This is a genomic window from Helicobacter pylori (genome assembly GCF_002832345.1).
Taxonomy (GTDB): Bacteria; Campylobacterota; Campylobacteria; order Campylobacterales; family Helicobacteraceae; genus Helicobacter; species Helicobacter pylori_CP.
The window spans coordinates 42,534-64,254 of record NZ_PHLZ01000003.1 but is presented as its reverse complement, the minus strand read 5'-3'; the positions used below and the strand labels follow the sequence as shown (position 1 = coordinate 64,254).

The 21,721-nt window shown below is 38.7% G+C and carries 19 protein-coding genes and 4 pseudogenes; 21 read left to right on the top strand and 2 right to left on the bottom strand.

The features are described from left to right. Positions 1-107: 107 nt before the first annotated feature. A complete protein-coding gene (ggt, locus tag CXY28_RS01595) occupies positions 108-1,811 on the top strand; it encodes a gamma-glutamyltransferase (RefSeq protein WP_100979259.1) in 1,704 nt (567 codons plus the stop codon). Positions 1,812-2,054: 243 nt separating this feature from the next. Beyond that, positions 2,055-2,825 (top strand): HP1117 family Sel1-like repeat protein, encoded by a 771-nt coding sequence (locus CXY28_RS01590; protein ID WP_100979258.1) that lies wholly within the window; start codon positions 2,055-2,057, stop codon positions 2,823-2,825. A 241-nt stretch (positions 2,826-3,066) separates the two neighbouring features. On the opposite strand, the pseudogene CXY28_RS01585 reads toward CXY28_RS01590, so the two are convergent. Together CXY28_RS01585 and CXY28_RS08925 are read right to left on the bottom strand one after the other, a co-directional pair. After that, positions 3,067-3,717 (bottom strand): annotated as a pseudogene (locus CXY28_RS01585) (site-specific DNA-methyltransferase); the annotation flags it as partial. Beyond that, positions 3,710-3,951, bottom strand: a pseudogene (locus CXY28_RS08925) (hypothetical protein). The pseudogenes CXY28_RS08925 and CXY28_RS01585, both read right to left, overlap by 8 nt. Positions 3,952-4,036: 85 nt before the next feature. Here CXY28_RS08925 and CXY28_RS01575 point away from each other — a divergent pair. The 19 genes and pseudogenes from CXY28_RS01575 (at position 4,037) to CXY28_RS01485 (ending at position 21,669) form a co-directional block, all read left to right on the top strand. Then, positions 4,037-4,732, top strand: a pseudogene (locus CXY28_RS01575) (BsaWI family type II restriction enzyme). Continuing rightward, positions 4,729-5,487, top strand: a pseudogene (locus tag CXY28_RS01570) (DNA-methyltransferase). The pseudogenes CXY28_RS01575 and CXY28_RS01570 overlap by 4 nt, the downstream one beginning before the upstream one ends. A gap of 72 nt (positions 5,488-5,559) precedes the next feature. Continuing rightward, complete coding sequence (locus CXY28_RS01565) at positions 5,560-8,130, top strand: ATP-dependent Clp protease ATP-binding subunit (protein ID WP_100979257.1); 2,571 nt, start codon at positions 5,560-5,562, stop codon at positions 8,128-8,130. Between the two features lie 54 nt (positions 8,131-8,184). After that, complete coding sequence (locus CXY28_RS01560; RefSeq protein WP_181325436.1) at positions 8,185-8,904, top strand: cytochrome c biogenesis protein CcdA; 720 nt, start codon at positions 8,185-8,187, stop codon at positions 8,902-8,904. Positions 8,905-8,913: 9 nt separating this feature from the next. Next, the gene (locus tag CXY28_RS01555; RefSeq protein WP_100979256.1) at positions 8,914-10,050 is read left to right on the top strand and encodes an amidohydrolase family protein; all 1,137 of its coding nucleotides are present in this window, start codon (positions 8,914-8,916) and stop codon (positions 10,048-10,050) included. Next, complete coding sequence (gene mqnF / locus CXY28_RS01550) at positions 10,035-11,264, top strand: aminofutalosine deaminase family hydrolase (RefSeq protein ID WP_015643906.1); 1,230 nt, start codon at positions 10,035-10,037, stop codon at positions 11,262-11,264. Before CXY28_RS01555 ends, mqnF begins: the two co-directional genes overlap by 16 nt. Positions 11,265-11,324: 60 nt before the next feature. Next, a complete protein-coding gene (locus CXY28_RS01545; RefSeq protein ID WP_000780048.1) occupies positions 11,325-11,567 on the top strand; it encodes a nuclease in 243 nt (80 codons plus the stop codon). Between the two features lie 9 nt (positions 11,568-11,576). Continuing rightward, the gene (gene miaB, locus CXY28_RS01540) at positions 11,577-12,890 is read left to right on the top strand and encodes a tRNA (N6-isopentenyl adenosine(37)-C2)-methylthiotransferase MiaB (protein ID WP_100979255.1); all 1,314 of its coding nucleotides are present in this window, start codon (positions 11,577-11,579) and stop codon (positions 12,888-12,890) included. A gap of 38 nt (positions 12,891-12,928) precedes the next feature. Beyond that, positions 12,929-13,582, top strand: a complete 654-nt coding sequence (locus CXY28_RS01535) for a lysophospholipid acyltransferase family protein (protein WP_100979254.1) — start codon at positions 12,929-12,931, stop codon at positions 13,580-13,582. After that, complete coding sequence (locus CXY28_RS01530; RefSeq protein ID WP_100979253.1) at positions 13,575-14,558, top strand: hypothetical protein; 984 nt, start codon at positions 13,575-13,577, stop codon at positions 14,556-14,558. The genes CXY28_RS01535 and CXY28_RS01530 overlap by 8 nt, the downstream gene beginning before the upstream one ends. Next, positions 14,548-15,081: a hypothetical protein gene (locus CXY28_RS01525; RefSeq protein WP_001212813.1), complete on the top strand. Its 534-nt coding sequence runs from the start codon at positions 14,548-14,550 to the stop codon at positions 15,079-15,081. The genes CXY28_RS01530 and CXY28_RS01525 overlap by 11 nt, the downstream gene beginning before the upstream one ends. Beyond that, positions 15,078-15,617, top strand: coding sequence for a hypothetical protein (locus tag CXY28_RS01520; protein ID WP_024117819.1), 540 nt, complete (start codon positions 15,078-15,080; stop codon positions 15,615-15,617). The genes CXY28_RS01525 and CXY28_RS01520 overlap by 4 nt, the downstream gene beginning before the upstream one ends. A 15-nt stretch (positions 15,618-15,632) precedes the next feature. Next, positions 15,633-16,031, top strand: coding sequence for a YkgJ family cysteine cluster protein (locus tag CXY28_RS01515; RefSeq protein WP_100979252.1), 399 nt, complete (start codon positions 15,633-15,635; stop codon positions 16,029-16,031). A gap of 35 nt (positions 16,032-16,066) precedes the next feature. After that, positions 16,067-17,362, top strand: coding sequence for a tetratricopeptide repeat protein (locus CXY28_RS01510; RefSeq protein ID WP_100979251.1), 1,296 nt, complete (start codon positions 16,067-16,069; stop codon positions 17,360-17,362). Further along, positions 17,350-17,907, top strand: coding sequence for a beta/alpha barrel domain-containing protein (locus CXY28_RS01505; protein WP_015643911.1), 558 nt, complete (start codon positions 17,350-17,352; stop codon positions 17,905-17,907). Before CXY28_RS01510 ends, CXY28_RS01505 begins: the two co-directional genes overlap by 13 nt. A gap of 56 nt (positions 17,908-17,963) precedes the next feature. Next, positions 17,964-18,215, top strand: a complete 252-nt coding sequence (locus tag CXY28_RS01500) for a YfhL family 4Fe-4S dicluster ferredoxin (RefSeq protein ID WP_000055471.1) — start codon at positions 17,964-17,966, stop codon at positions 18,213-18,215. A 9-nt stretch (positions 18,216-18,224) separates the two neighbouring features. Next, positions 18,225-19,679, top strand: a complete 1,455-nt coding sequence (locus CXY28_RS01495) for a Ppx/GppA family phosphatase (protein WP_100979250.1) — start codon at positions 18,225-18,227, stop codon at positions 19,677-19,679. Continuing rightward, complete coding sequence (gene waaC, locus CXY28_RS01490) at positions 19,676-20,686, top strand: lipopolysaccharide heptosyltransferase I (protein ID WP_100979249.1); 1,011 nt, start codon at positions 19,676-19,678, stop codon at positions 20,684-20,686. Before CXY28_RS01495 ends, waaC begins: the two co-directional genes overlap by 4 nt. Then, a complete protein-coding gene (locus CXY28_RS01485) occupies positions 20,683-21,669 on the top strand; it encodes a lipid A biosynthesis lauroyl acyltransferase (protein ID WP_100979248.1) in 987 nt (328 codons plus the stop codon). The genes waaC and CXY28_RS01485 overlap by 4 nt, the downstream gene beginning before the upstream one ends. Positions 21,670-21,721 lie beyond the last annotated feature (52 nt).

Below are 21,721 nucleotides of genomic sequence, written 5' to 3'. Positions count from 1 at the left end.
CGATAATGCTTAATAGCAATTATAAGCTATAAGCGAGAGGGTGTTTTGTAAAGTTTGTGTTATAATAACAACGAAATTTTAAGCGTAACTGATTAAAAGGAAAACAGATGAGACGGAGTTTTTTAAAGACGATTGGCTTGGGCGTGATAGCACTCTCTTTGGGTTTGTTAAACCCTTTGAGCGCGGCGAGTTACCCGCCCATTAAAAACACTAAAGTAGGCTTAGCCCTTTCTAGCCACCCGCTAGCTAGTGAGATCGGTCAAAAGGTTTTAGAAGATGGGGGTAATGCGATTGATGCGGCGGTAGCGATTGGCTTTGCTCTAGCGGTCGTCCATCCTGCAGCAGGCAATATTGGTGGTGGAGGTTTTGCGGTTATCCATTTGGCTAATGGTGAAAATGTTGCCTTAGATTTTAGAGAAAAAGCACCCTTAAAAGCCACTAAGAACATGTTTTTAGACAAGCAAGGCAATGTAGTCCCTAAACTCAGTGAATATGGCTATTTGGCGGCTGGGGTTCCTGGAACGGTGGCGGGCATGGAAGCGATGTTGAAAAAATACGGCACCAAAAAACTATCGCAACTCATTGATCCTGCCATTAAATTGGCTGAAAATGGTTATGCGATTTCACAAAGACAAGCAGAAACCTTAAAAGAAGCAAGGGAGCGGTTTTTAAAATACAGTTCTAGCAAAAAGTATTTTTTTAAAAAAGGACACCTTGATTATCAAGAAGGGGATTTGTTTGTCCAAAAAGATCTAGCCAAGACTTTGAATCAAATCAAAACGCTAGGTGCTAAAGGCTTTTATCAAGGGCAAGTCGCTGATCTTATTGAGAAAGATATGCAAAAAAATGGGGGGATTATCACTAAAGAGGATTTAGCCAGTTACAATGTGAAATGGCGCAAACCCGTGGTAGGGAGTTATCGTGGGTATAAGATCATTTCTATGTCACCACCAAGTTCGGGAGGCACGCATTTGATCCAGATTTTAAATGTCATGGAAAATGCGGATTTAAGCGCCCTTGGGTATGGGGCTTCTAAGAATATCCATATCGCTGCAGAAGCGATGCGTCAAGCTTATGCGGACAGGTCGGTTTATATGGGAGACGCTGATTTTGTTTCGGTGCCGGTGGATAAATTGATTAATAAGGCGTATGCCAAAAAGATTTTTGACACTATCCAGCCAGATACGGTTACGCCAAGCTCTCAAATCAAACCAGGAATGGGGCAGTTGCATGAAGGGAGCAACACCACGCATTATTCTGTAGCGGACAGGTGGGGGAATGCAGTCAGCGTTACTTACACCATTAACGCTTCTTATGGGAGCGCTGCTAGTATTGATGGGGCAGGATTTTTATTGAACAATGAAATGGATGATTTTTCCATAAAACCAGGAAACCCCAATCTCTATGGTTTAGTAGGGGGCGATGCGAATGCGATTGAAGCCAATAAGCGCCCTTTAAGCTCCATGTCGCCTACGATTGTGTTGAAAAACAATAAGGTTTTTTTGGTGGTGGGAAGCCCTGGAGGGTCTAGGATTATCACTACGGTGTTGCAAGTGATTTCTAATGTCATTGATTATAACATGAATATTTCTGAAGCGGTCTCAGCCCCAAGATTTCACATGCAATGGCTCCCTGATGAATTAAGGATTGAAAAGTTTGGCATGCCCGCTGATGTGAAAGATAACCTCACTAAAATGGGCTATCAAATCGTTACCAAGCCGGTCATGGGCGATGTGAATGCGATCCAAGTTTTGCCTAAAACTAAAGGGAGCGTTTTCTATGGGGCAACGGATCCAAGGAAAGAATTTTAATCCTATTTAGCCTTATTGTTTTGGGAGGGGGGACTTTTTTAGCGAGAAAATCTTAAAATTAGTTTTAAAATTCATAAAAATAGTGTAAAATTTCTCATTACAAGAGACGATATTAGACCTAAAATGGTGTATGCAGAATGGAGTTTGAGAATGTTTGCTGGTTCTAGAACGCATGCAATTTCTTTTTTAAGATTAATAGCTATTGGCATGATGTTTGATCTTATTAATAGCAGAGGAGTAACGATGGGATACGCAAGCAAGTTGACCTTGAAGATTTGTTTGGTAGGTTTGTGTTTGTTTAGCACTCTTGGTGCAGAACACCTTGAACAAAAAAGGAATTTTATTTATAAAGGGGAGGAAGCTTATAATAATAAGGAATATGAGCGGGCGGCTTCTTTTTATAAGAGCGCTATTAAAAATGGCGAACCGCTTGCTTATGTTCTTTTAGGGATCATGTATGAAAATGGTAGGGGTGTACCTAAAGATTACAAGAAAGCGGCTGAATATTTTCAAAAAGCGGTTGATAACGATATACCTAGAGGGTATAACAATTTAGGCGTGATGTATAAAGAGGGTAGGGGTGTGCCTAAAGATGAAAAGAAAGCCGTGGAATATTTTAGAATAGCTATAGAGAAGGGCTATACTAACGCTTATATCAACTTAGGCATCATGTATATGGAGGGTAGGGGCGTTCCAGGCAACTATGTGAAAGCGGCAGAATGCTTTAGAAAAGCGATGCATAAGGGTAATGTAGAAGCTTATATCCTTTTAGGGGATATTTATTATAGTGGGAATGATCAATTGGGTATTGAGCCAGACAAAGATAAGGCTATTGTCTATTATAAAATGGCGGCTGATATGAGTTCTTCTAGAGCTTATGAAGGGTTGTCAGAGTCTTATCGGTATGGGTTAGGCGTGGAAAAAGATAAACAAAAGGCTGAAGAATACATGCAAAAAGCGTGTGATTTTGACATTGATAAAAATTGTAAGAAAAAGAACACTTCAAGCCGATAATTCTCAAACTTGGGCTTGATTCAAGGATTTTTTTATTTTGTGCTAAGTGGCGTGTTTTTTGAACAATTGATTTGAAGCGATAGATTAAAGATATTGCATTTTTCATGGCTAAGTGGCTTCCTACCAAAAACTTTAGCCAAAAAACATTACTTGCTATAACTTTGCTTTGTTTGTCTCGCCTAAATATTCTCTTAACAAACCCCTAAATTCACCAACTCCAAACAATAGCGAGCGGGTTCTAAAAAAGATTGATTTCTTGTATCGCTACACTGCGTGGGTGTGAAGGCGTGGATAAATCTTTAGCGAAATAAATCTCACCTTTTTCATCCACTAAATTATAATTTTTTAAAAAATTAAAATGTTCTTTTTGAGATAACTCTTTGATTTGTTCTTTTAAGATAAGTTGGGCTTGAGCTTGTCCTTTTTGTTTAAAAACATTCTTAATCGTTCGCATTAAATCTTTTAATGGTTTAGCATAAATGGGCAAAAGCGTTCGTAAGATTTTAAAACCAGGAGAGAACGCTTTATTTTTGGTGTAGCTTAAAACATACTCATGGGTAATATTGATGTGTTTAGCGTTAGACCTTGTGGCTTGTTTGGTGATAAAAGTGCCTAAAAAATTGCGTGTTCCAAAAATTTCATTGGCAATGATTTTAACTTCAGCCATTTTATTATCATCTATAGAAATAAAAAGACAACCACTTTGTTTTAACGCAGCTTTTGCTAAAATCAAATGTTCTTTAATCCATTTTTCATAGTCAGCATGAGCGTCTTCATATTCAAAGTTAGAACTCTTAGTGTTATAAGGGGGGTCTATATAGATAGTTTGGATGCTTTCTTTTTCTATTCTTTTCAAACACTCCAAAGCTTCCATGATAAAAACTTTATGCAAGATGATTTTCCCAAGAAAAACGACCAAACTTGAGATTAAAAAGATTGATAAGCTCTTGTTCTTTTAAATCAATGGGTTTCATTTTAAAATCAAATTCTTTGATTAATTGACTTTGAAAGGATACTTGTTTGATTTCTAAAAATTCATCGCTTGAGCTTCTTTTGGCATCAAGGCCAAAAATCCTAAAGACTGATTTAAAAATTGCATATCTGACCCTTGATTAAACTCTGTCAATATTATAGCTTGTTTCAAACGCCAGCCATTATAAAAAAGTTTTGTATTATAATTTGATGGATTTCTATGGATTAAGGTGTTTGGATTGAGTTTAGCCGATATTATTTTAGAGCGTTTTAAAGATTTTATGAGAGAACAGCCTGAGCCTTACAAGTTTTTGTAGGTTTTTTACGCGCAAGAAAAAGAACGCTTCTTAAACCATAAAATAAACGATTATGTCAAGCAAAATAAAAGCAAGGAAGAGGCTAGTATTTTGGCCAGACAAGGCTTTGTCAGTGCGGTTGGAAGAGCGTTAGAAAAAATCATAGAACTTTTATTGAAAGATTTTTGTATTAAAAACAATGTCAAAATGACGAACGATAAGATCTTAAGGGCTAAGCACATTAATGGCGAGTTGGATAGAGTCAAACGGGCTTTATTGGTGCATTTTGGAGAGTATAGCGTTTTGCCTGATGGAGATATTATTCTTTATCAAACCAACAAGGACAATATCAAAATTCTAGCGATTTTATCGGTAAAAAATTCGTTTAGAGAGCGTTTTACAGAGACGCCTTATTGGAAATTAAAGCTTTTGCAATCGCCTGTAACTTCTCACATTAAAGTTTTCATGATAACGCCGGATAACGATGATGAAATCAGTTTTAAAGACAAGCCCAAAAAAGCTAGGATCGTCATGGAGCATGAATTAGACGGCCTTTATTTAGCCAAAAGCCATTTTGATCAAAGCTCTAAAATCAAGGGCATAGAAAATTTAATAGAAGATTTAAAAAGGCTTTTATGAAACCTTATTTCAGTTTAGAAAAATTGGATTTATACCATGGCGATGCGAGCGTTTTAGAGACTTTTGAAAAAGGTTTTTATGATTTGTGCGTTACTTCACCGCCCTATAATTTGAGTATTGAATACCAAGGGAGTAATGATTTTAGGGCTTATGATGATTATTTGAATTGGTGTAAAAATTGGCTTAAAAATTGTTATTTTTGGGGTAAGGAGTAGGCGAGATTGTGCTTGAATGTCCCTTTAGATACGAATAAACATGGCAAGCAAAGTTTAGGGGCTGATATTACTATAGTGGCTAAAGAATGCGGTTGGAAATACCAAAATACGATCATTTGGAATGAAAGCAATATCTCAAGACGCACCGCTTGGGGGAGTTGGCTGCAAGCTAGCGCGCCCTATGCGATCGCTCCTGTGGAATTGATTGTTGTTTTTTATAAAAACGAATACAAACGAAAAAAACAAACTTCTACGATGAGTAGAGAGGAATTTTTACTCTACACGAACGGGCTTTGGAATTTTAGCGGAGAGTCTAAAAAACGCTTAAAGCACCCAGCCCCATTCCCAAGGGAATTACCCAGGCGTTGCATCCAATTGTTTTCTTTTTTGGAAGACACGATTTTTGATCCTTTTAGCGGCTCTGGCACGACTATTTTAGAGGCTAATGCTTTAGGGCGTTTTAGCGTGGGTTTAGAGATTGAAAAAGAATATTGCGAATTGTCTAAAAAGCGTATTTTAGAGAGTTTGTCGTTAGTGTGAGCGTTTTAAAAACCTTTGAGGGTTAAAATAGTGTAAAATAGTAAAGATTTTAAAACTCAAAAAGGATTGATAATGAATTTATTTGAAAAAATGACTGACCAATTGCATGAGACTTTAGACAGCGCGATTGCTCTAGCCTTACACCATAAGAATGCTGAAGTAACGCCCTTACATGCACTTTTTGCCATGCTTAATAACTCCCAAGGCATTCTCATTCAAGCCTTACAAAAAATGCCTGTGGATATTGAAGCTTTAAAACTTAGCGTTCAAAGCGAGCTGAATAAGTTCGCTAAAGTTTCACAAATCAGCAAGCAAAATATCCAATTAAACCAAGCTTTAATCCAAAGTTTAGAAAACGCTCAAGGCTTGATGGCTAAAAGGGGCGATTCTTTCATCGCTACCGATGTGTATCTTTTGGCGAATATGAGCCTTTTTGAAAGCGTTTTAAAGCCCTATTTAGACACTAAGGAATTGCAAAAAACTTTAGAATCTTTAAGAAAAGGCAAGACTATCCAGGATAAAAACGACGATTCCAATTTAGAAAGTTTAGAAAAATTTGGCATTGATTTGACGCAAAAAGCCCTAGAAAATAAGCTGGATCCCGTGATCGGAAGAGATGAAGAAATCATTCGCATGATGCAAATTTTGATTAGAAAAACAAAAAATAACCCTATTTTACTAGGCGAGCCTGGAGTGGGGAAAACGGCTGTTGTGGAGGGGTTAGCTCAACGCATTGTGAATAAGGAGGTGCCTAAAACGCTTTTAAACAAACGAGTTATCGCTTTAGATTTGAGCTTGTTGGTGGCTGGGGCGAAATACAGAGGCGAGTTTGAAGAGCGCCTGAAAAAGGTGATTGAAGAAGTTAAAAAAAGCGCGAATGTGATTTTATTCATTGATGAAATCCACACGATTGTAGGGGCTGGGGCTAGTGAGGGGGGCATGGATGCGGCTAATATTTTAAAACCCGCACTCGCTAGGGGGGAATTGCACACGATTGGAGCGACCACTCTAAAAGAATACCGCAAGTATTTTGAAAAAGACATGGCGCTACAAAGGCGTTTCCAACCTATTTTACTCAATGAGCCTAGCATCAATGAAGCTTTACAGATTTTAAGGGGGTTGAAAGAAACTTTAGAAACGCACCATAATATCACCATCAATGACTCCGCGCTCATAGCGAGCGCTAAACTCTCTAGCCGTTATATCACCGACAGGTTTTTACCCGATAAAGCGATTGATTTGATTGATGAGGGGGCGGCTCAATTAAAAATGCAAATGGAATCAGAGCCGGCCAAACTTTCTAGCGTGAAGCGTTCCATTCAAAGACTGGAAATGGAAAAACAAGCCCTTGAAATGGAAAAAAAAGAGAGCAACCACAAACGCATGCAAGAAATCCTTAAAGAATTGAGCGATTTGAAAGAAGAAAAGATCCAATTAGAAGCGCAATTTGAAAACGAAAAAGAAGTGTTTAAAGAAATTTCACGCTTGAAAATGGAAATGGAAAATTTGAAAAAAGAGGCTGAGAGGTTTAAACGCAATGGAGATTACCAGCAAGCGGGTGAAATTGAATACTCTAAAATCCCTGAAAATAAAAAGAAAGAAGAGGAATTGCAGCATAAATGGGAAGCGATGCAACAAAACGGGGCGTTATTGCAAAACGCTTTAACCGAAAACAACATCGCTGAGATCGTGAGCCAATGGACGCACATCCCGGTCCAAAAAATGCTCCAAAGCGAAAAAAATAGGGTTTTAAACATTGAAAGCGAATTGCAAAAAAGGGTGGTGGGGCAAGAAAAAGCGCTCAAAGCGATCGCTAAAGCGATTAAAAGGAATAAGGCTGGGCTTAGCGATAGCAATAAACCCATAGGGAGTTTCCTCTTTTTAGGGCCAACAGGCGTGGGTAAAACTGAGAGCGCTAAAGCCTTGGCGCAATTCTTGTTTGATAGCGATAAAAATCTTATAAGAATTGACATGAGCGAATATTTGGAAAAGCACTCTATAAGCCGTCTTATTGGGGCCGCTCCTGGGTATGTGGGCTATGAAGAAGGCGGGCAATTGACCGAAGCGGTGCGCAGAAAGCCTTATAGCGTGGTGTTATTAGATGAAGTGGAAAAAGCCCATCCGGATGTGTTTAACCTCTTGTTGCAGGTTTTAGATGAGGGGCATTTAACCGATAGTAAGGGCGTGAGGGTGGATTTCAAAAACACGATTTTGATTTTAACCAGCAATGTGGCTAGCGGCGCGCTTTTAGAAGAAAGTTTGAGTGAAGCCGACAAACAAAAAGCGATCAAAGAGAGTTTGAGGCAATTTTTCAAGCCGGAATTTTTAAACCGCTTAGATGAAATCATCTCCTTTAACGCCCTAGATAGTCATGCTATCATTAATATCGTGGGGATACTCTTTGAAAACATTCAAAAAAAAGCGCTTGAAAGGGGCATTAATATAACCCTAGACGAAAAGGCAAAAGAATTGATCGCTGAAGCGGGATTTGACAGATTTTATGGTGCTAGACCCTTAAAGCGCGCACTCTATGAAATGGTAGAAGACAAGCTCGCTGAACTCATTTTAGAGGATAAAATTAAAGAGAATGACAGCGTGGCATTTGTGGTAGAGAATAACGAGATTGTGCCTAAGATTAAGTGAAGTTTTGTTATCCTAAAAAACAAGAAATGGTTATTTTTGAAAAAGGATTGAATGATGTTTGATAACATGCTTGTTAACCTCTTTGACACAGCGCCTCTTTTAACTTCGCTTCTAGCTGGGATTTTAACTTTTTTAAGCCCTTGCGTGTTGCCTTTGATCCCGGCGTATATGTCTTATATTTCTCAAATTTCTTTAGAGGATATTAAAGATGGTAAGGCTAAAAGGGTTTCGGTTTTTTTAAAATCCTTGATGTTTGTGGTAGGGTTTTCGCTCGTGTTTTTGGGCGTGGGCATGTCTATGGCCAAGCTTATCCATAGCTTTTCGTTTGCCTGGGTGAACTATATCGCTGGGGGGATTGTGATCCTTTTTGGTTTGCATTTTTTGGGCGTGTTTCGTTTTTCATTTTTGTATAAAACTCAAAGCGTTCGTTTAGCGAGCAAATCTAATAGCATGCAACGCTTTTACCCCTTTCTTTTGGGCATGAGTTTCGCTTTGGGCTGGACGCCATGCATTGGGCCGATATTCACTTCTATAGTGATCATGAGCGCAAGTAAGGACACTTATGGTCTAATCCTTATGGTGGTGTTTGTAATGGGCTTGGCGATCCCTTTTTTATTGGTGGCTTTAATGCTAGAAAGAGCGCTTTTATTTTTAAAATCCTTAAAGAAATACAACCGCGCGATTGAAATTGTTTCGGGGTTGGTGCTTATTTTAATGGGGATATTGATCATGACAAATTCTTTAGAAAGCCTGACTAACTTTTTACAAAATTAGGAGGGTTTGATGCTGTTAAAAAACGCTTCGTTTTATGATGATGAGATTTTAAAAAGAGCGGACATTCGCTTAAAAGATTCCCTCATTACAGAGATTGAAGAAAACTTAAGCCCTATTAATAATGAAGAAGTGGTTGAGTGTGGGGATTTATTCGTGCTACCAAGCTTCATTGATTTGAGCGTTACTGATTTAGAGGGTTATGAAAATTTAAAACAAAAGGCTTTTAAAGGGGGGGTAGGGTTACTCAATGTTTTCAATGGCGATCAAAGCGATATTAAAAATATCATGGCGCTCAAAAACAACCAACTAGCCGACATCGCCACGCTTAAAAATAAAGGGGGGGAAATTTTAATCGTGCCATCTGATGCTTTTTTAGAACTCATCAGCCACTACGCCAAATCCTACAACTTGCCTCTTTTAATTTCTTTAGAAAATTCTTTTGAAACCCTAAATAGTGGGGCATTAGCCTATGAATTGGGGCAGAATTTTGTAGACAATGCGTTTGAAAACACGCGCTTGGTGCGTTTCATGGAAGTTTCTAGAGCGTTACAAATCCCCATGCTTTTAGATAAAGTGAGTAGCATCGCCACGCTCAAACTCATCAAAGCCTTTAACGATTTAGGGGCGCGTTTACAAGCCCAAACGCCCTTAAGCCATTTAGTTTTAGATGAGAGCGTGTATGAAGATTATGAGCCACGATTTAAAATCGCTCCTCCTTTAAGGGATAAGGAAGGTCAAAACGCCCTAAAAGAAGCCTTAAAAAATAACGAAATCGCCATGCTCACAAGCCTTCATGCTTCTAAAAATTCTAACGCGCAGCTTTTTGAAGAAAGCGCTTTTGGGTGTGAGAGCATAGAGGACGCTTTTAGCGTGGCTTACACTTTTTTAGTTCAAAAAAAGGTTATCAGCCTCCAACAGCTCATTAAAGTCATGGCGATTAACCAAGCGAAGTTTTTAAAACTCAATGCAGGCGAGGTTAAAGAAAACCAATTAGCCAATTTGATGATTGTAGATTTAAACGCTCAAACAAGAGTGAGTAATCAAAATTCGCCCTTTTATGGTTTAGAATTATACGGCGAAGTTCAAAGAATGATTTTAAATGGGCAAACCACATTTATTAAGGAGAATGCATGCAAGAAATCATAGGAGCGTCTTTAGTTTTTTTATGCAATGAAAAATGCGAAGTGTTAGAAGATTATGGCGTAGTCTTTGATGAAAAGATTGTTGAAATAGGCGATTATCAAAGTTTAACGCTTAAATACCCCCACTTAAAGGCGCAGTTTTTTGAAAATTCCGTTCTGTTGCCCGCTTTTATCAACGCACACACCCATTTTGAATTTTCCAACAACAAGGCGAGTTTTGATTACGGGAGTTTTTCTGGCTGGTTAGGGAGCGTGTTAAACAATGGGGGGGCGATTTTAGAAAATTGCCAAGGGGCTATTCAAAACGCCATCAGCACGCAATTAAAAAGCGGGGTGGGGAGCGTGGGAGCGATTTCTAACCACCTGATAGAAGTTAATTTGTTAAAAGAAAGCCCCTTGAGTGCTGTCGTGTTTTTAGAGTTTTTAGGGAGCAGTTATTCTTTAGAAAAACTAAAAGCGTTTGAGGCCAAATTTAAAGAGCTAAAAGATTTAGAAGACAAAAAGCTTAAAGCCGCTCTCGCTGTGCATGCCCCTTATTCGGTTCAAAAAGACATGGCTTTAAGCGTCATCCAATTAGCCAAAGATTCACAAAGCCTGCTTTCTACGCATTTTTTAGAATCGTTTGAAGAATTAGAATGGGTAGAAAACTCTAAAGGGTGGTTTGAAAATTTTTACCAGCATTTTTTAAAAGAGTCTAATTTCAAATCGCTCTATGAGGGCGCGAACGATTACATTGACATGTTTAAAGACACGCACACTTTATTCGTGCATAACCAGTTCGCTTCTTTGGAAGTGTTAAAAAGGGTTAAATCTCAAGTCAAAAACGCTTTTTTAATCACATGCCCCTTTTCTAACCGCTTATTGAGCGGGAAAGCGTTGGATTTAGAAAGAACTAAAGAAGCCGGTTTGAGCGTGAGCGTCGCCACTGATGGCTTGAGTTCTAACATTTCGCTGAGCCTTTTAGACGAATTAAGGGCGTTTTTGCTCACCCATAACATGCCGTTATTAGAATTAGCTAAGATCGCTCTTTTAGGGGCGACTAGGCATGGGGCTAAAGCTTTAGCTTTGAATAATGGCGAGATAGAAGCCAACAAAAGGGCGGATTTGAGCGTGTTTGGTTTTAATGAAAAATTCACCAAAGAGCAAGCGATTTTGCAATTTTTATTGCATGCTAAAGAAGTGGAGCGCTTGTTTTTAGGGGGGAAAAGGGTGATCTAATTTGTTTTAAAGACAGAATGCGTTAAAATGGGAAATCCAAATCAATTAAGGAAAGAGTCAATGAAATTAGTTTTAGCCAAGAATACAAGAAAATCAGACGCTAAGAGCGTGGAATTAGAGGATTTGTACCACAAATTTAGTGAAGATAGGCGTTCTATTTTCTATTTTGCCCCCACAAACGCCCATAAAGACATGCTCAAAGCGGTGGATTTTTTCAAAGAAAAAGGCCATACGGCTTATTTAGATGAGGTGAGGGTCAGCACTGATGAAAAAGATTTTCTTTATGAATTGCACATTATTTAAAGGCTTGTATTGAAAGTTTATATTGAAACCATGGGTTGTGCGATGAATTCTAGGGATAGCGAGCATTTATTGAGCGAGTTGTCCAAACTAGACTATAAAGAGACTAGCGACCCTAAAACAGCGGATTTGATTTTAATCAACACTTGTAGCGTGCGTGAAAAACCCGAACGGAAATTGTTTTCAGAAATCGGTCAATTCGCTAAAATCAAAAAACCCAACGCCAAAATTGGGGTTTGCGGGTGCACCGCAAGCCACATGGGAGCGGATATTTTGAAAAAAGCCCCGAGCGTGAGCTTTGTGTTAGGGGCTAGGAATGTGTCTAAAATCTCTCAAATCATCCATAAAGAAAAAGCGGTTGAAGTGGCGATTGATTATGATGAAAGCGCGTATGCGTTTGAATTTTTTGAAAAAAAGGCTCAAATCCGATCGTTACTAAACATCTCTATAGGCTGCGATAAGAAATGCGCTTATTGCATCGTCCCGCACACTAGGGGGAAAGAAATTTCTATCCCTATGGATTTGATTTTAAAAGAAGCTGAGAAATTGGCGGATAACGGCACTAAAGAGCTCATGCTTTTAGGGCAGAATGTGAATAATTACGGCGCGCGTTTCAGCAGCGAGCATGCGAAAGTGGATTTTAGCGATTTGTTGGATAAATTGAGCGAAATTCAAGGCATTGAAAGGATACGATTCACTTCGCCTCACCCCTTGCACATGAATGATGCATTTTTAGAGCGCTTTGCCAAAAACCCTAAAGTGTGTAAGAGTATCCACATGCCCTTACAGAGCGGATCTAGCGCAGTGTTAAAGATGATGCGAAGAGGTTATAGTAAAGAGTGGTTTTTAAATCGGGTGGAGAGGTTAAAAGCCTTAGTGCCTGAAGTGGGCATTAGCACGGATATTATCGTAGGCTTTCCTAATGAGAGCGATAAGGATTTTGAAGACACGATGGAAGTGCTAGAAAAAGTGCGCTTTGACACGCTCTATAGTTTCATTTACTCCCCACGCCCTTTCACTGAAGCGGGAGCTTGGAAAGAAAGAGTGCCCTTAGAAGTTTCATCTTCAAGGCTAGAGAGGTTGCAAAACAGGCACAAAGAAATTTTAGAAGAAAAAGCCAAGTTGGAAGTGGGTAAAACGCATGTGGTGTTGGTGGAAAACAGGCGTGAAATGGATGATCAAATCGTGGGTTTTGAAGGGCGCAGCGATACGGGGAAATTCATTGAAGTAGCGTGTAAAGAAAAAAGAAATCCGGGCGAGCTTGTAAAAGTGGAAATCATTTCTCACTCCAAAGGGCGCTTGATAGCGACCGCTAAAGGCGACTAATAAAAATAACCAATGAAGAGCGGGTTTAAAGGCGAGAATTGAGCTTAAAATTTTTCAGGAAAAATATCGTTTTAAAGGTTATCCCGCGCTTGGCGTTTAGAGTCCTTTGGTTGTTGCATAAAACTTGTAAAAACCGCTATTTTTTAGCTCAAAATTTAAAAGAAAAACCCTTTATTGTAAGCTGTTGGCATGGGGAGCTTGGGATGATTGGGTTTGCGTATTTAAGGCTTCAAAAACCTTCTGTTTATGTGATCGCCAGCCAGCATTTTGACGGCTCTATTGCGGCGGGTTTGTTTGAAAGCTTTGGTTTTAAAAACATTAGAGGTTCTAGCAAAAAAGGGGGGGTTAAGGTTTTGATAGAAGGGCTTAAGCGTTTGAAAGAAGGTTGCGATGTCGCTATCACTCCTGATGGCCCCAAAGGCCCACGACACAGCGTAGCGGATGGGGTGATCGCTTTAGCTCAAAAATCAGGCGTGGGGATTAGCGCTTGTCGGGTGGTTTGTAAAAACGCATGGCGGTTGAACACTTGGGATCAATTTGAAATCCCTAAGCCTTTTAGCGAAGTGCATTATTACATGCTAGAATCTGTGATTATCCCTAAAGAATGGGAGCTTTCAAAGGCTAAAGAATATTTAAAGACGCGCATGGATTCTGTTGGATTTGAAGAATTTCAAAGGGGTTTGGGTGCTTAAAGGGTTAAAAAAAGTGCTTAAAGAGAGGTTTTGCTCTCAAGTGTATATCTCTTTTAATGTGGATCACAATCTTTTATCCACTCAAGTCATAAGGATCAAAAACGATCGCATTAAAGAGAAATTTTTTAAAACTTTTGAGACTAAAGTGGAGACTAAAAATGGTGAAGTCCCTATTCAAGCCTTAAAAATCGCCAGAACTTATAGCCAAAAATACCCCTACACTTATTTCAGCGCGATGAGTAAAGCTAAAGAGGTTTTATGCGAAAAGCAGGCGTTTGAACAAATCAAACAAGAAAATCAAGATTATCATGCTTGCGAAGTCAATCAAAAGTATTGCGTTTATGTGGAATCTAAGGATTTTTTAAAGGATTTCAAGCGTTTTAAAATCCAGGATGTGGATTTTTTGTTTTCGCCTTTTAGCCTTATTTATGATTTTGTGCGCGATAATTTAGAAAATAAGCCGTTGTTGTATTTGCTTTTGGAGCGTTCAAGATTTTATTTTTTGATTGCGGATAAAAAAGAGATTTTTTTAGCCAAATCCGTGTTTTTAGAAGAACAACCTGAAGAGTTTATAGAGAGCAAAGAAGAAGATTCTATGGGAATGGATAATGAGGCTGTGGATTTGTTTTTGAGTGAAATCCAAGAAGATATTGACAGCCTTGAAGAAGCGATAGGCCTAGACAGCAGTAAGGATAATAGCGAAAAAATAACAGAGGACGCTTATAGTTTGATTGAAGGCATGACGAATATCCCCTTAATTGCAGGTGTTTTGCAAGAGGGATTGCGCAGCGTCTATCATTCTAGAGAGATAGACTTTGTAGAAAAAGTGGTTGTTTTAGACAGCTGTCAAATCCACCACAAAGCGTTAATGCATTTGCAAGAAACTTTGATGATAGAAGTGGATAGGCTTGATTTTTCTTTAGTGGAGCACTTGAACATTTTAGCGCGCATGGAGAATGAAAAGCATGCGTTTTAGCTATATTGAGCCAAGAGCGAAATACCTTATCAGCAAGCTTTCTAAAATTTGGGTTTTTTACATTTTTTTATCTTTTGTGGTAATAGGGGGGTTAGTGTGGTTTATGCACAACGCTATTAAAAGCACTCAAGACAACGCGTCTAGTTTGACGATCCAAGAAAGGCTCTACCGCCATGAAATCAGCCGCTTGCAGGTTAAGACTGATGAAACCTTAAAACTCATTAAAGAAGCCAAAAAGCGTTTGAATTACAACGATGATATACGAGATGTTTTGCAAGGGCTTTTGAATATTGTGCCGGATTCCATCACTATTAATAGCATTGAAATAGACCAGCAAAGCGTGGTGGTTAGTGGTAAAACCCCTTCTAAAGAAGCTTTTTATTTTTTGTTTCAAAACAAACTAAACCCCATGTTTGATTATTCTAGGGCGGAATTTTTCCCCTTAAGCGATGGGTGGTTTAATTTTGTCTCCACCAACTTTTCTAATTCCTTATTGATAAAAAACCCGGAGTCTATTAAATGAAGCCATTGCATTTTTCACACTTAGACAGAGAGCAATCAGGCGATGTGGGGTTTATCATCAAAAACCTTGTTTTTTTAGGGGTTTTTTCCTTATTTGGTTGGTTGAATACCGAGTATTTTCTATGGCCTAACATGCTGGAACTAAAAAAAATCCTTTTAGAAGAAAATCGTAAAAAAAGCGTTTTAGAATACGCGCAAAGGCATTTTGAAACAGCCTTAACCAATTACCGCAATCAAAAAGAAACAAGCGAATCCTTGTTAAAGATTTTTAATGATGAAGAGTCCAGGCGGATTTTAGAAAAGATTTTAAAAAAATGTTTTGATGCCTATAAAATCAAACCCTTGCTCTCTCAAAACCCCCTTCAAAAAACCCAATTTTTTATCATGGCCAGAGCGAGCGAATTAGAAAAGACCTATCTTTTTTTCACCTTAATCAACAAGTATTTACCGAGCGCTCAAAGCCAATTGCCCTTAAAAATTTCTAAAGATGATGAAGGGTTGTTGGTGCAATTTAGCGTGAGTATTGATCTCCAATAGGATAGGGGTAGTTTAATGCAAGATTTTGATTTTAGTTTTAACCCTAAGGCATGCGAGGGTTGTGGGGCAAAGTGTTGCGTGGGGGAAAGCGGGTATATTTTTTTAAATATCCAAGAAATGCAAAAAATTAGCGCTTTTTTAAAATTAGAATTAGAAGAATTTAGTCAAAAATACGTTAAAAAGGTAGGGTATAAGTTCTCTTTATTAGAAAAAGACGCTAAAGAGTTGGGTTTGGCGTGCGTGTTTTTGGATTTAGAAACCAAAAAATGCCAGATTTATAGCGTGCGCCCTAAACAATGCCAGACTTTTCCTTTTTGGGAGAGCGTGAAAACTTTCTCTAAAGAGCAAAAAGAAGCTTTTTGTCAAAGCTGTCCGGGCATTACACCAAAAACCAAAGAAACTAAAGTGCGCTAAAATTCATTATAGTGACACAAAAAGGAAATAAAATAATGGATATTCAAACAAAGAAAAGATTTTTAGCAAATATATTGCTTTTTAGCTTGTTTTCTTGCCTTAAGGCTGAAACCCTTTCAGAAGACCATCAAATCCTGTTGAGTTCAGACGCTTTCCATAGAGGGGATTTTGCCGCCGCTCAAAAAGGCTATATGAATCTCTATAAGCAAACCAATAAGGTGGTGTATGCTAAAGAAGCGGCCATTTCAGCAGCGAGCTTAGGGGACATTAAAACCGCTATGTATTTAGCCATGCTCTATCGAAAAATCACCAATAATCGTAACGATGTTTCTATCAATAAGATTTTAGTGGATGGCTATGCGCAAATGGGGCAGATTGATAAGGCGATTGAATTGCTGCATAAAATCCGTAAAGAAGAAAAGACCATAGCCACAGACAATGTGTTAGGGACTTTGTATTTGACTCAAAAGCGTTTGGATAAGGCTTTCCCGCTATTGAATAAGTTTTATAACCAAGTGCATGATGAAGACAGCCTAGAAAAACTCATTACGATCTATTTTTTGCAAAATCGTAAAAAAGAGGGCTTGGATTTGTTGCAATCTCATATAGACAGGTATGGTTGCTCAGAACAATTGTGCCAAAAAGCGCTCAACACTTTCACGCAATTTAACGAGCTTGATTTGGCTAAAACGACTTTCGCTCGTTTGTATGAAAAAAACCCTATTGTTCAAAACGCCCAATTTTACATAGGGGTATTAATCTTGTTAAAAGAGTTTGATAAGGCCCAGAAAATCGCAGAATTATTCCCTTTTGACAGGCGTTTGTTGTTGGATTTATACACCGCGCAAAAAAAATTCAATCAAGCTTCCAAACAAGCTTCTTTGATCTATCAAGAAAAAAAAGACCCTAAATTCTTAGGATTAGAGGCGATTTATCATTATGAAAGCTTGAGCGCGAAAAATAAAAAACTCACCAAAGAAGAGATGTTGCCTATCATTCAAAAATTAGAGCAAGCCACCAAAGAGCGCCAAGCATGGCTTGCTAAAACTAAAGATAAAGAAGACGCGCAAGACGCTTTCTTTTATAATTTTTTAGGGTATTCCTTAATAGATTATGACATGGATATTAAAAGGGGCATGGATTTTGTGAGGAAAGCCTTAGCGTTGGATTCTGGATCAGTGCTTTATTTGGATTCTTTAGCATGGGGTTATTACAAATTAGGGAATTGTTTGGAGGCTAAAAAAATCTTTTCTAGCATCGCTAAAGAGTCTATCCAAGCCGAACCTGAATTGAAAGAACACAATAAGATCATTCAAGAATGCAAGAAATAGGGATTTTAGAAAATTTACAAAAAAGCTTAGCCTTAAAAGAGGGCATGCTTTCTTATGAAATGCTGGGTAAAAGCCTGTCGTATAACCCTTACTTGCCTAGAGTCATTCCTCAAACTAAAGATTGTGTTTTTGTAACCCCTGATGAGGTTTTAGAAACGCTTTTGAAAGAAAACACCCACACCGATTGCGTCATTGTCAATTTCAAAGGATTATACGAAATAGGCGTGCCAAGCGTGTTTGATTTAGAAGTTTTAGGGTTGTTGCGCCGCCATGCGAGTTCTTTGATTGTCCATGAGGATCTTTTCATCAGCCATTACCAGCTTTTAGAATCGCTTGTTCAAGGCTCTGATGGGGTCATTTTAGATGAAGAGCTTTTAAAAGAAGATCTAAAAGGTATGATAGATTTCGCTTGGCGTTTGGGCTTGAGCGTGTTTGTAGAAACCCGCAAGCCAGATTACACTCATTTAAAAGATTTAGGGGTTTTAGGCGTGCTAGAAATTAGCCCCCATTCTTATAATCAAAAAAAAATAGTCTTTTTAGATTGAATTTTAAGCTAATTTAGAGTAAAAATCGTATTCAAACTTTTTAAAAGGAGTGAGTCATGTCATTATTGGTGAATGATGAATGCATTGCATGCGATGCTTGCAGAGAAGAATGCCCTAGTGAGGCGATTGAAGAGGGCGATCCTATTTATAATATTGACCCAGACAGATGCACGGAGTGTTACGGGTATTCTGATGAGCCAAGTTGCGTGAGCGTATGCCCTGTAGATGCGATTTTGCCGGATCCTAACAATGCAGAGAGCACAGAGGAATTGAAATACAAATACGAAAGCTTACAAGAGCGAGATTAAAGGCTAGCAATGGCTAAAATCACAACCGTGATTGATATAGGCTCTAATTCAGTGCGTTTGGCTGTCTTTAAAAAGACGAGCCAGTTTGGGTTTTACTTGCTTTTTGAGACTAAGTCCAAGGTTAGGATTTCAGAGGGCTGTTATGCGTTTAATGGAATCTTGCAAGAAATCCCCATGCAAAGAGCCGTTAAAGCCTTGAGCGAATTTAAAGAAATCGCTCTCAAATACAAAAGCAAAAAAATCTTGTGCGTGGCGACCTCAGCGGTGCGCGATGCCCCTAATCGGTTAGAGTTTGTAGCGAGGGTGAAAAAGGCTTGCGGTTTGCAAATCAAAATCATTGATGGGCAAAAAGAAGCGCTCTATGGCGGGATCGCGTGCGCGAATTTGTTGCATAAAAATTCAGGGATCACGATAGATATTGGAGGGGGTAGCACCGAGTGCGCGTTAATTGAAAAAGGCAAGATTAAGGACTTAATCTCGCTTGATGTTGGGACGATTCGCATTAAAGAAATGTTTTTAGACAAAGACTTAGATGTCAAATTGGCTAAAGCCTTTATCCAAAAAGAGGTTTCTAAACTGCCTTTTAAGCACAAAAACGCCTTTGGGGTGGGGGGGACGATCAGAGCGTTGAGTAAGGTATTGATGAAACGCTTTGATTACCCTATTGATTCTTTGCATGGTTATGAAATAGATGCACATAAAAATTTAGCGTTCATTGAAAAGATTGTCATGCTCAAAGAAGATCAATTACGGCTTTTGGGGGTGAATGAAGAGCGTTTGGATAGTATCAGGAGCGGAGCGTTGATTCTATCAGTCGTTTTGGAGCATTTAAAAACTTCTTTAATGATCACTAGTGGGGTGGGGGTGAGAGAAGGCGTGTTTTTGAGCGATTTATTGCGCCACCATTACCATAAATTCCCCCCCAATATCAACCCCTCTCTCATCTCTTTAAAAGATCGCTTTTTACCCCATGAAAAGCACAGTCAAAAGGTCAAAAAAGAATGCGTGAAATTGTTTGAAGCCTTATCGCCCTTGCATAAAATAGATGAAAAATACCTTTTCCATTTAAAGATTGCGGGGGAATTAGCGAGCATGGGTAAGATTTTAAGCGTCTATTTAGCCCACAAGCACAGCGCGTATTTCATTTTAAACGCTTTGAGTTATGGCTTTAGCCACCAGGATAGAGCGATCATTTGCTTATTAGCCCAATTCAGCCATAAAAAAATCCCTAAAGACAACACTATCGCCCACATGAGCGCGATGATGCCAAGCCTTTTAACCTTACAATGGCTGAGTTTTATCCTTTCTCTAGCCGAAAATTTGTGCCTGACAGACAGCCATCATCTAAAATACACGCTAGAAAAAAACAAGCTTGTGATCCATTCTAACGATACGCTTTACCTAGCTAAAGAGATGCTCCCCAAACTCGTTAAGCCCATTCCTTTGACGATAGAGTTTGCTTGAAAATAGCGATTGTCAGGCTTTCAGCGCTCGGAGATATTATCGTGAGCGCGGTGTTTTTAGTGCTGATTAAAGAGCGTTTCGCTGACGCTCAAATAGAATGGTTCGTGGATGAAAGATTTGGCGCGATTTTAGAGCATTCCCCCTATATTGATAAATTACACCCCATCGCTTTAAAAAGTACGCTTACAACCTTTAACCCTTTGAAGATTTTCAAACTTTTTAAATCTTTAAGGGCTTATGAATACGATATAATCATTGACATGCAAGGCCTAGTCAAATCCGCCCTCATCACGCAAATGTTAAAAGCCCCTAAAAAAGTCGGCTTTGATTACGCTTCGGCTAGAGAGGGTTTGAGCGCGTTTTTTTACTCGCAAAAAGTTTCTATAGCTTATGATGAGCCTGTTTTAAAGCGTAATTTCACGCTCCTTTCTCAAGCCCTAAACTTGCCAGAAAAAGAAATTTCAGAGAGTTTAAACTCTAGATTTAAAGTGTTTTCTTACCAAGATTCTCCAAAAATCAATGCGTTAAATTTGAATCAAAATAAACCAAAAATCCTTTTTGTTTTAGAAACTTCTAAAATCAATAAAACTTACCCCACAGAGCGTTTTAAAGAGCTGGCGTTAGCGTTAGAAAATTTTCAAATTTGCTTGTTATGGCATGCTGATGAAGATAAGGCTAATGCGCTTTATGGCGCTTTAAAAAACCAATGCGATGTGTTATTGCTCCCCAAACTCACTTTAAACGAGGTTAAGGCGTTGCTTTTTAAAATGGATTTGATCATTGGGGGCGATACGGGTATTACGCATTTAGCATGGGCGTTGCAAAAAGCTAGCATCACCCTTTATGGCAACACGCCCATGGAGCGTTTTAAATTAGAAAGCCCGATCAACGTTTCGCTCACCGGTAATTCAAACGCCAACTACCATAAAAAGGATTTTTCTATCCAAAATATAGAGCCTAAAAAAATTAAAGAATGCGTTTTAAATATCTTAAAGGAAAAAGAATGACTTATAAAGAACGACTCATACACGAAAAAATATTGAACCAAGACGACAAGGGTTTGAAAACGGAATTACGCATTTTGAGTATTTTTATCGTGGAATCTTTAGTGAATATTTTGGGGTTTATTTTAGCCAAAATGCCCCATTTGTGGTTTTTAAGGTGCATTAAATCGGTAGCGTGGCTCATGAAAACTTTTGATAGACGTCGTTATTTTGACGCTAAAGCCAATTTGGATTTTGTGTTTGGGGATTCTAAAAGCGAAGAAGAGAAAAAAAGGATTATTAAAAAGGGTTATGAAAATTTTGCTTTCATTATTTTAGAAACCATCAGGGTGATCTTTATCCCTAAAGATGAATACGACTCTCGTTTCACGCTCATCAATGAAGAAAACATATGGAAGTCTTTAAACAAGGAAGGCCAAGCGATCACTTTATGCATGCATTTTGGCTATTGGGAAGCGGTAGGCACGACTTTGGCGCAATATTATAAGGACTATGGTAGGGGGTGCTTGGGGCGTTTGACTAAATTCGCTCCCATCAATCACATGATTATGAGTAGGCGAGAAGCGTTTGGGGTGCGTTTTGTCAATAAAGTGGGAGCGATGAAAGAACTCATTAAAATGTATAATCAAGGCAATGGCCTTGTGGGGATTTTAGTGGATCAAAATGTTGCGCCTAAAGATGGGGTGGTGGTGAAATTCTTCAATAAAGACGCTACGCACACCACGATCGCTTCTATTTTATCGCGCCGTTACAATATAGACATCCAGCCGGTATTCATTGATTTTAATGACGATTATTCGCATTACACAGCGACCTATTACGAAAGTATCCGCTCTCAAATCACCGATAACGCTGAAAACGATATTTTAGAATGCACGCAAGCCCAAGCGAGTTTGTGCGAAGAAGTGATTAGAAACCACCCAGAAAGTTATTTTTGGTTCCACAGGCGTTTTAAAAGCACCCACCCTGAAATTTATCAAAGATAGGGTTTTGTTTTAATGAAAAATTAAAAACTAAAGCCTTATTTGAAGAAAAACT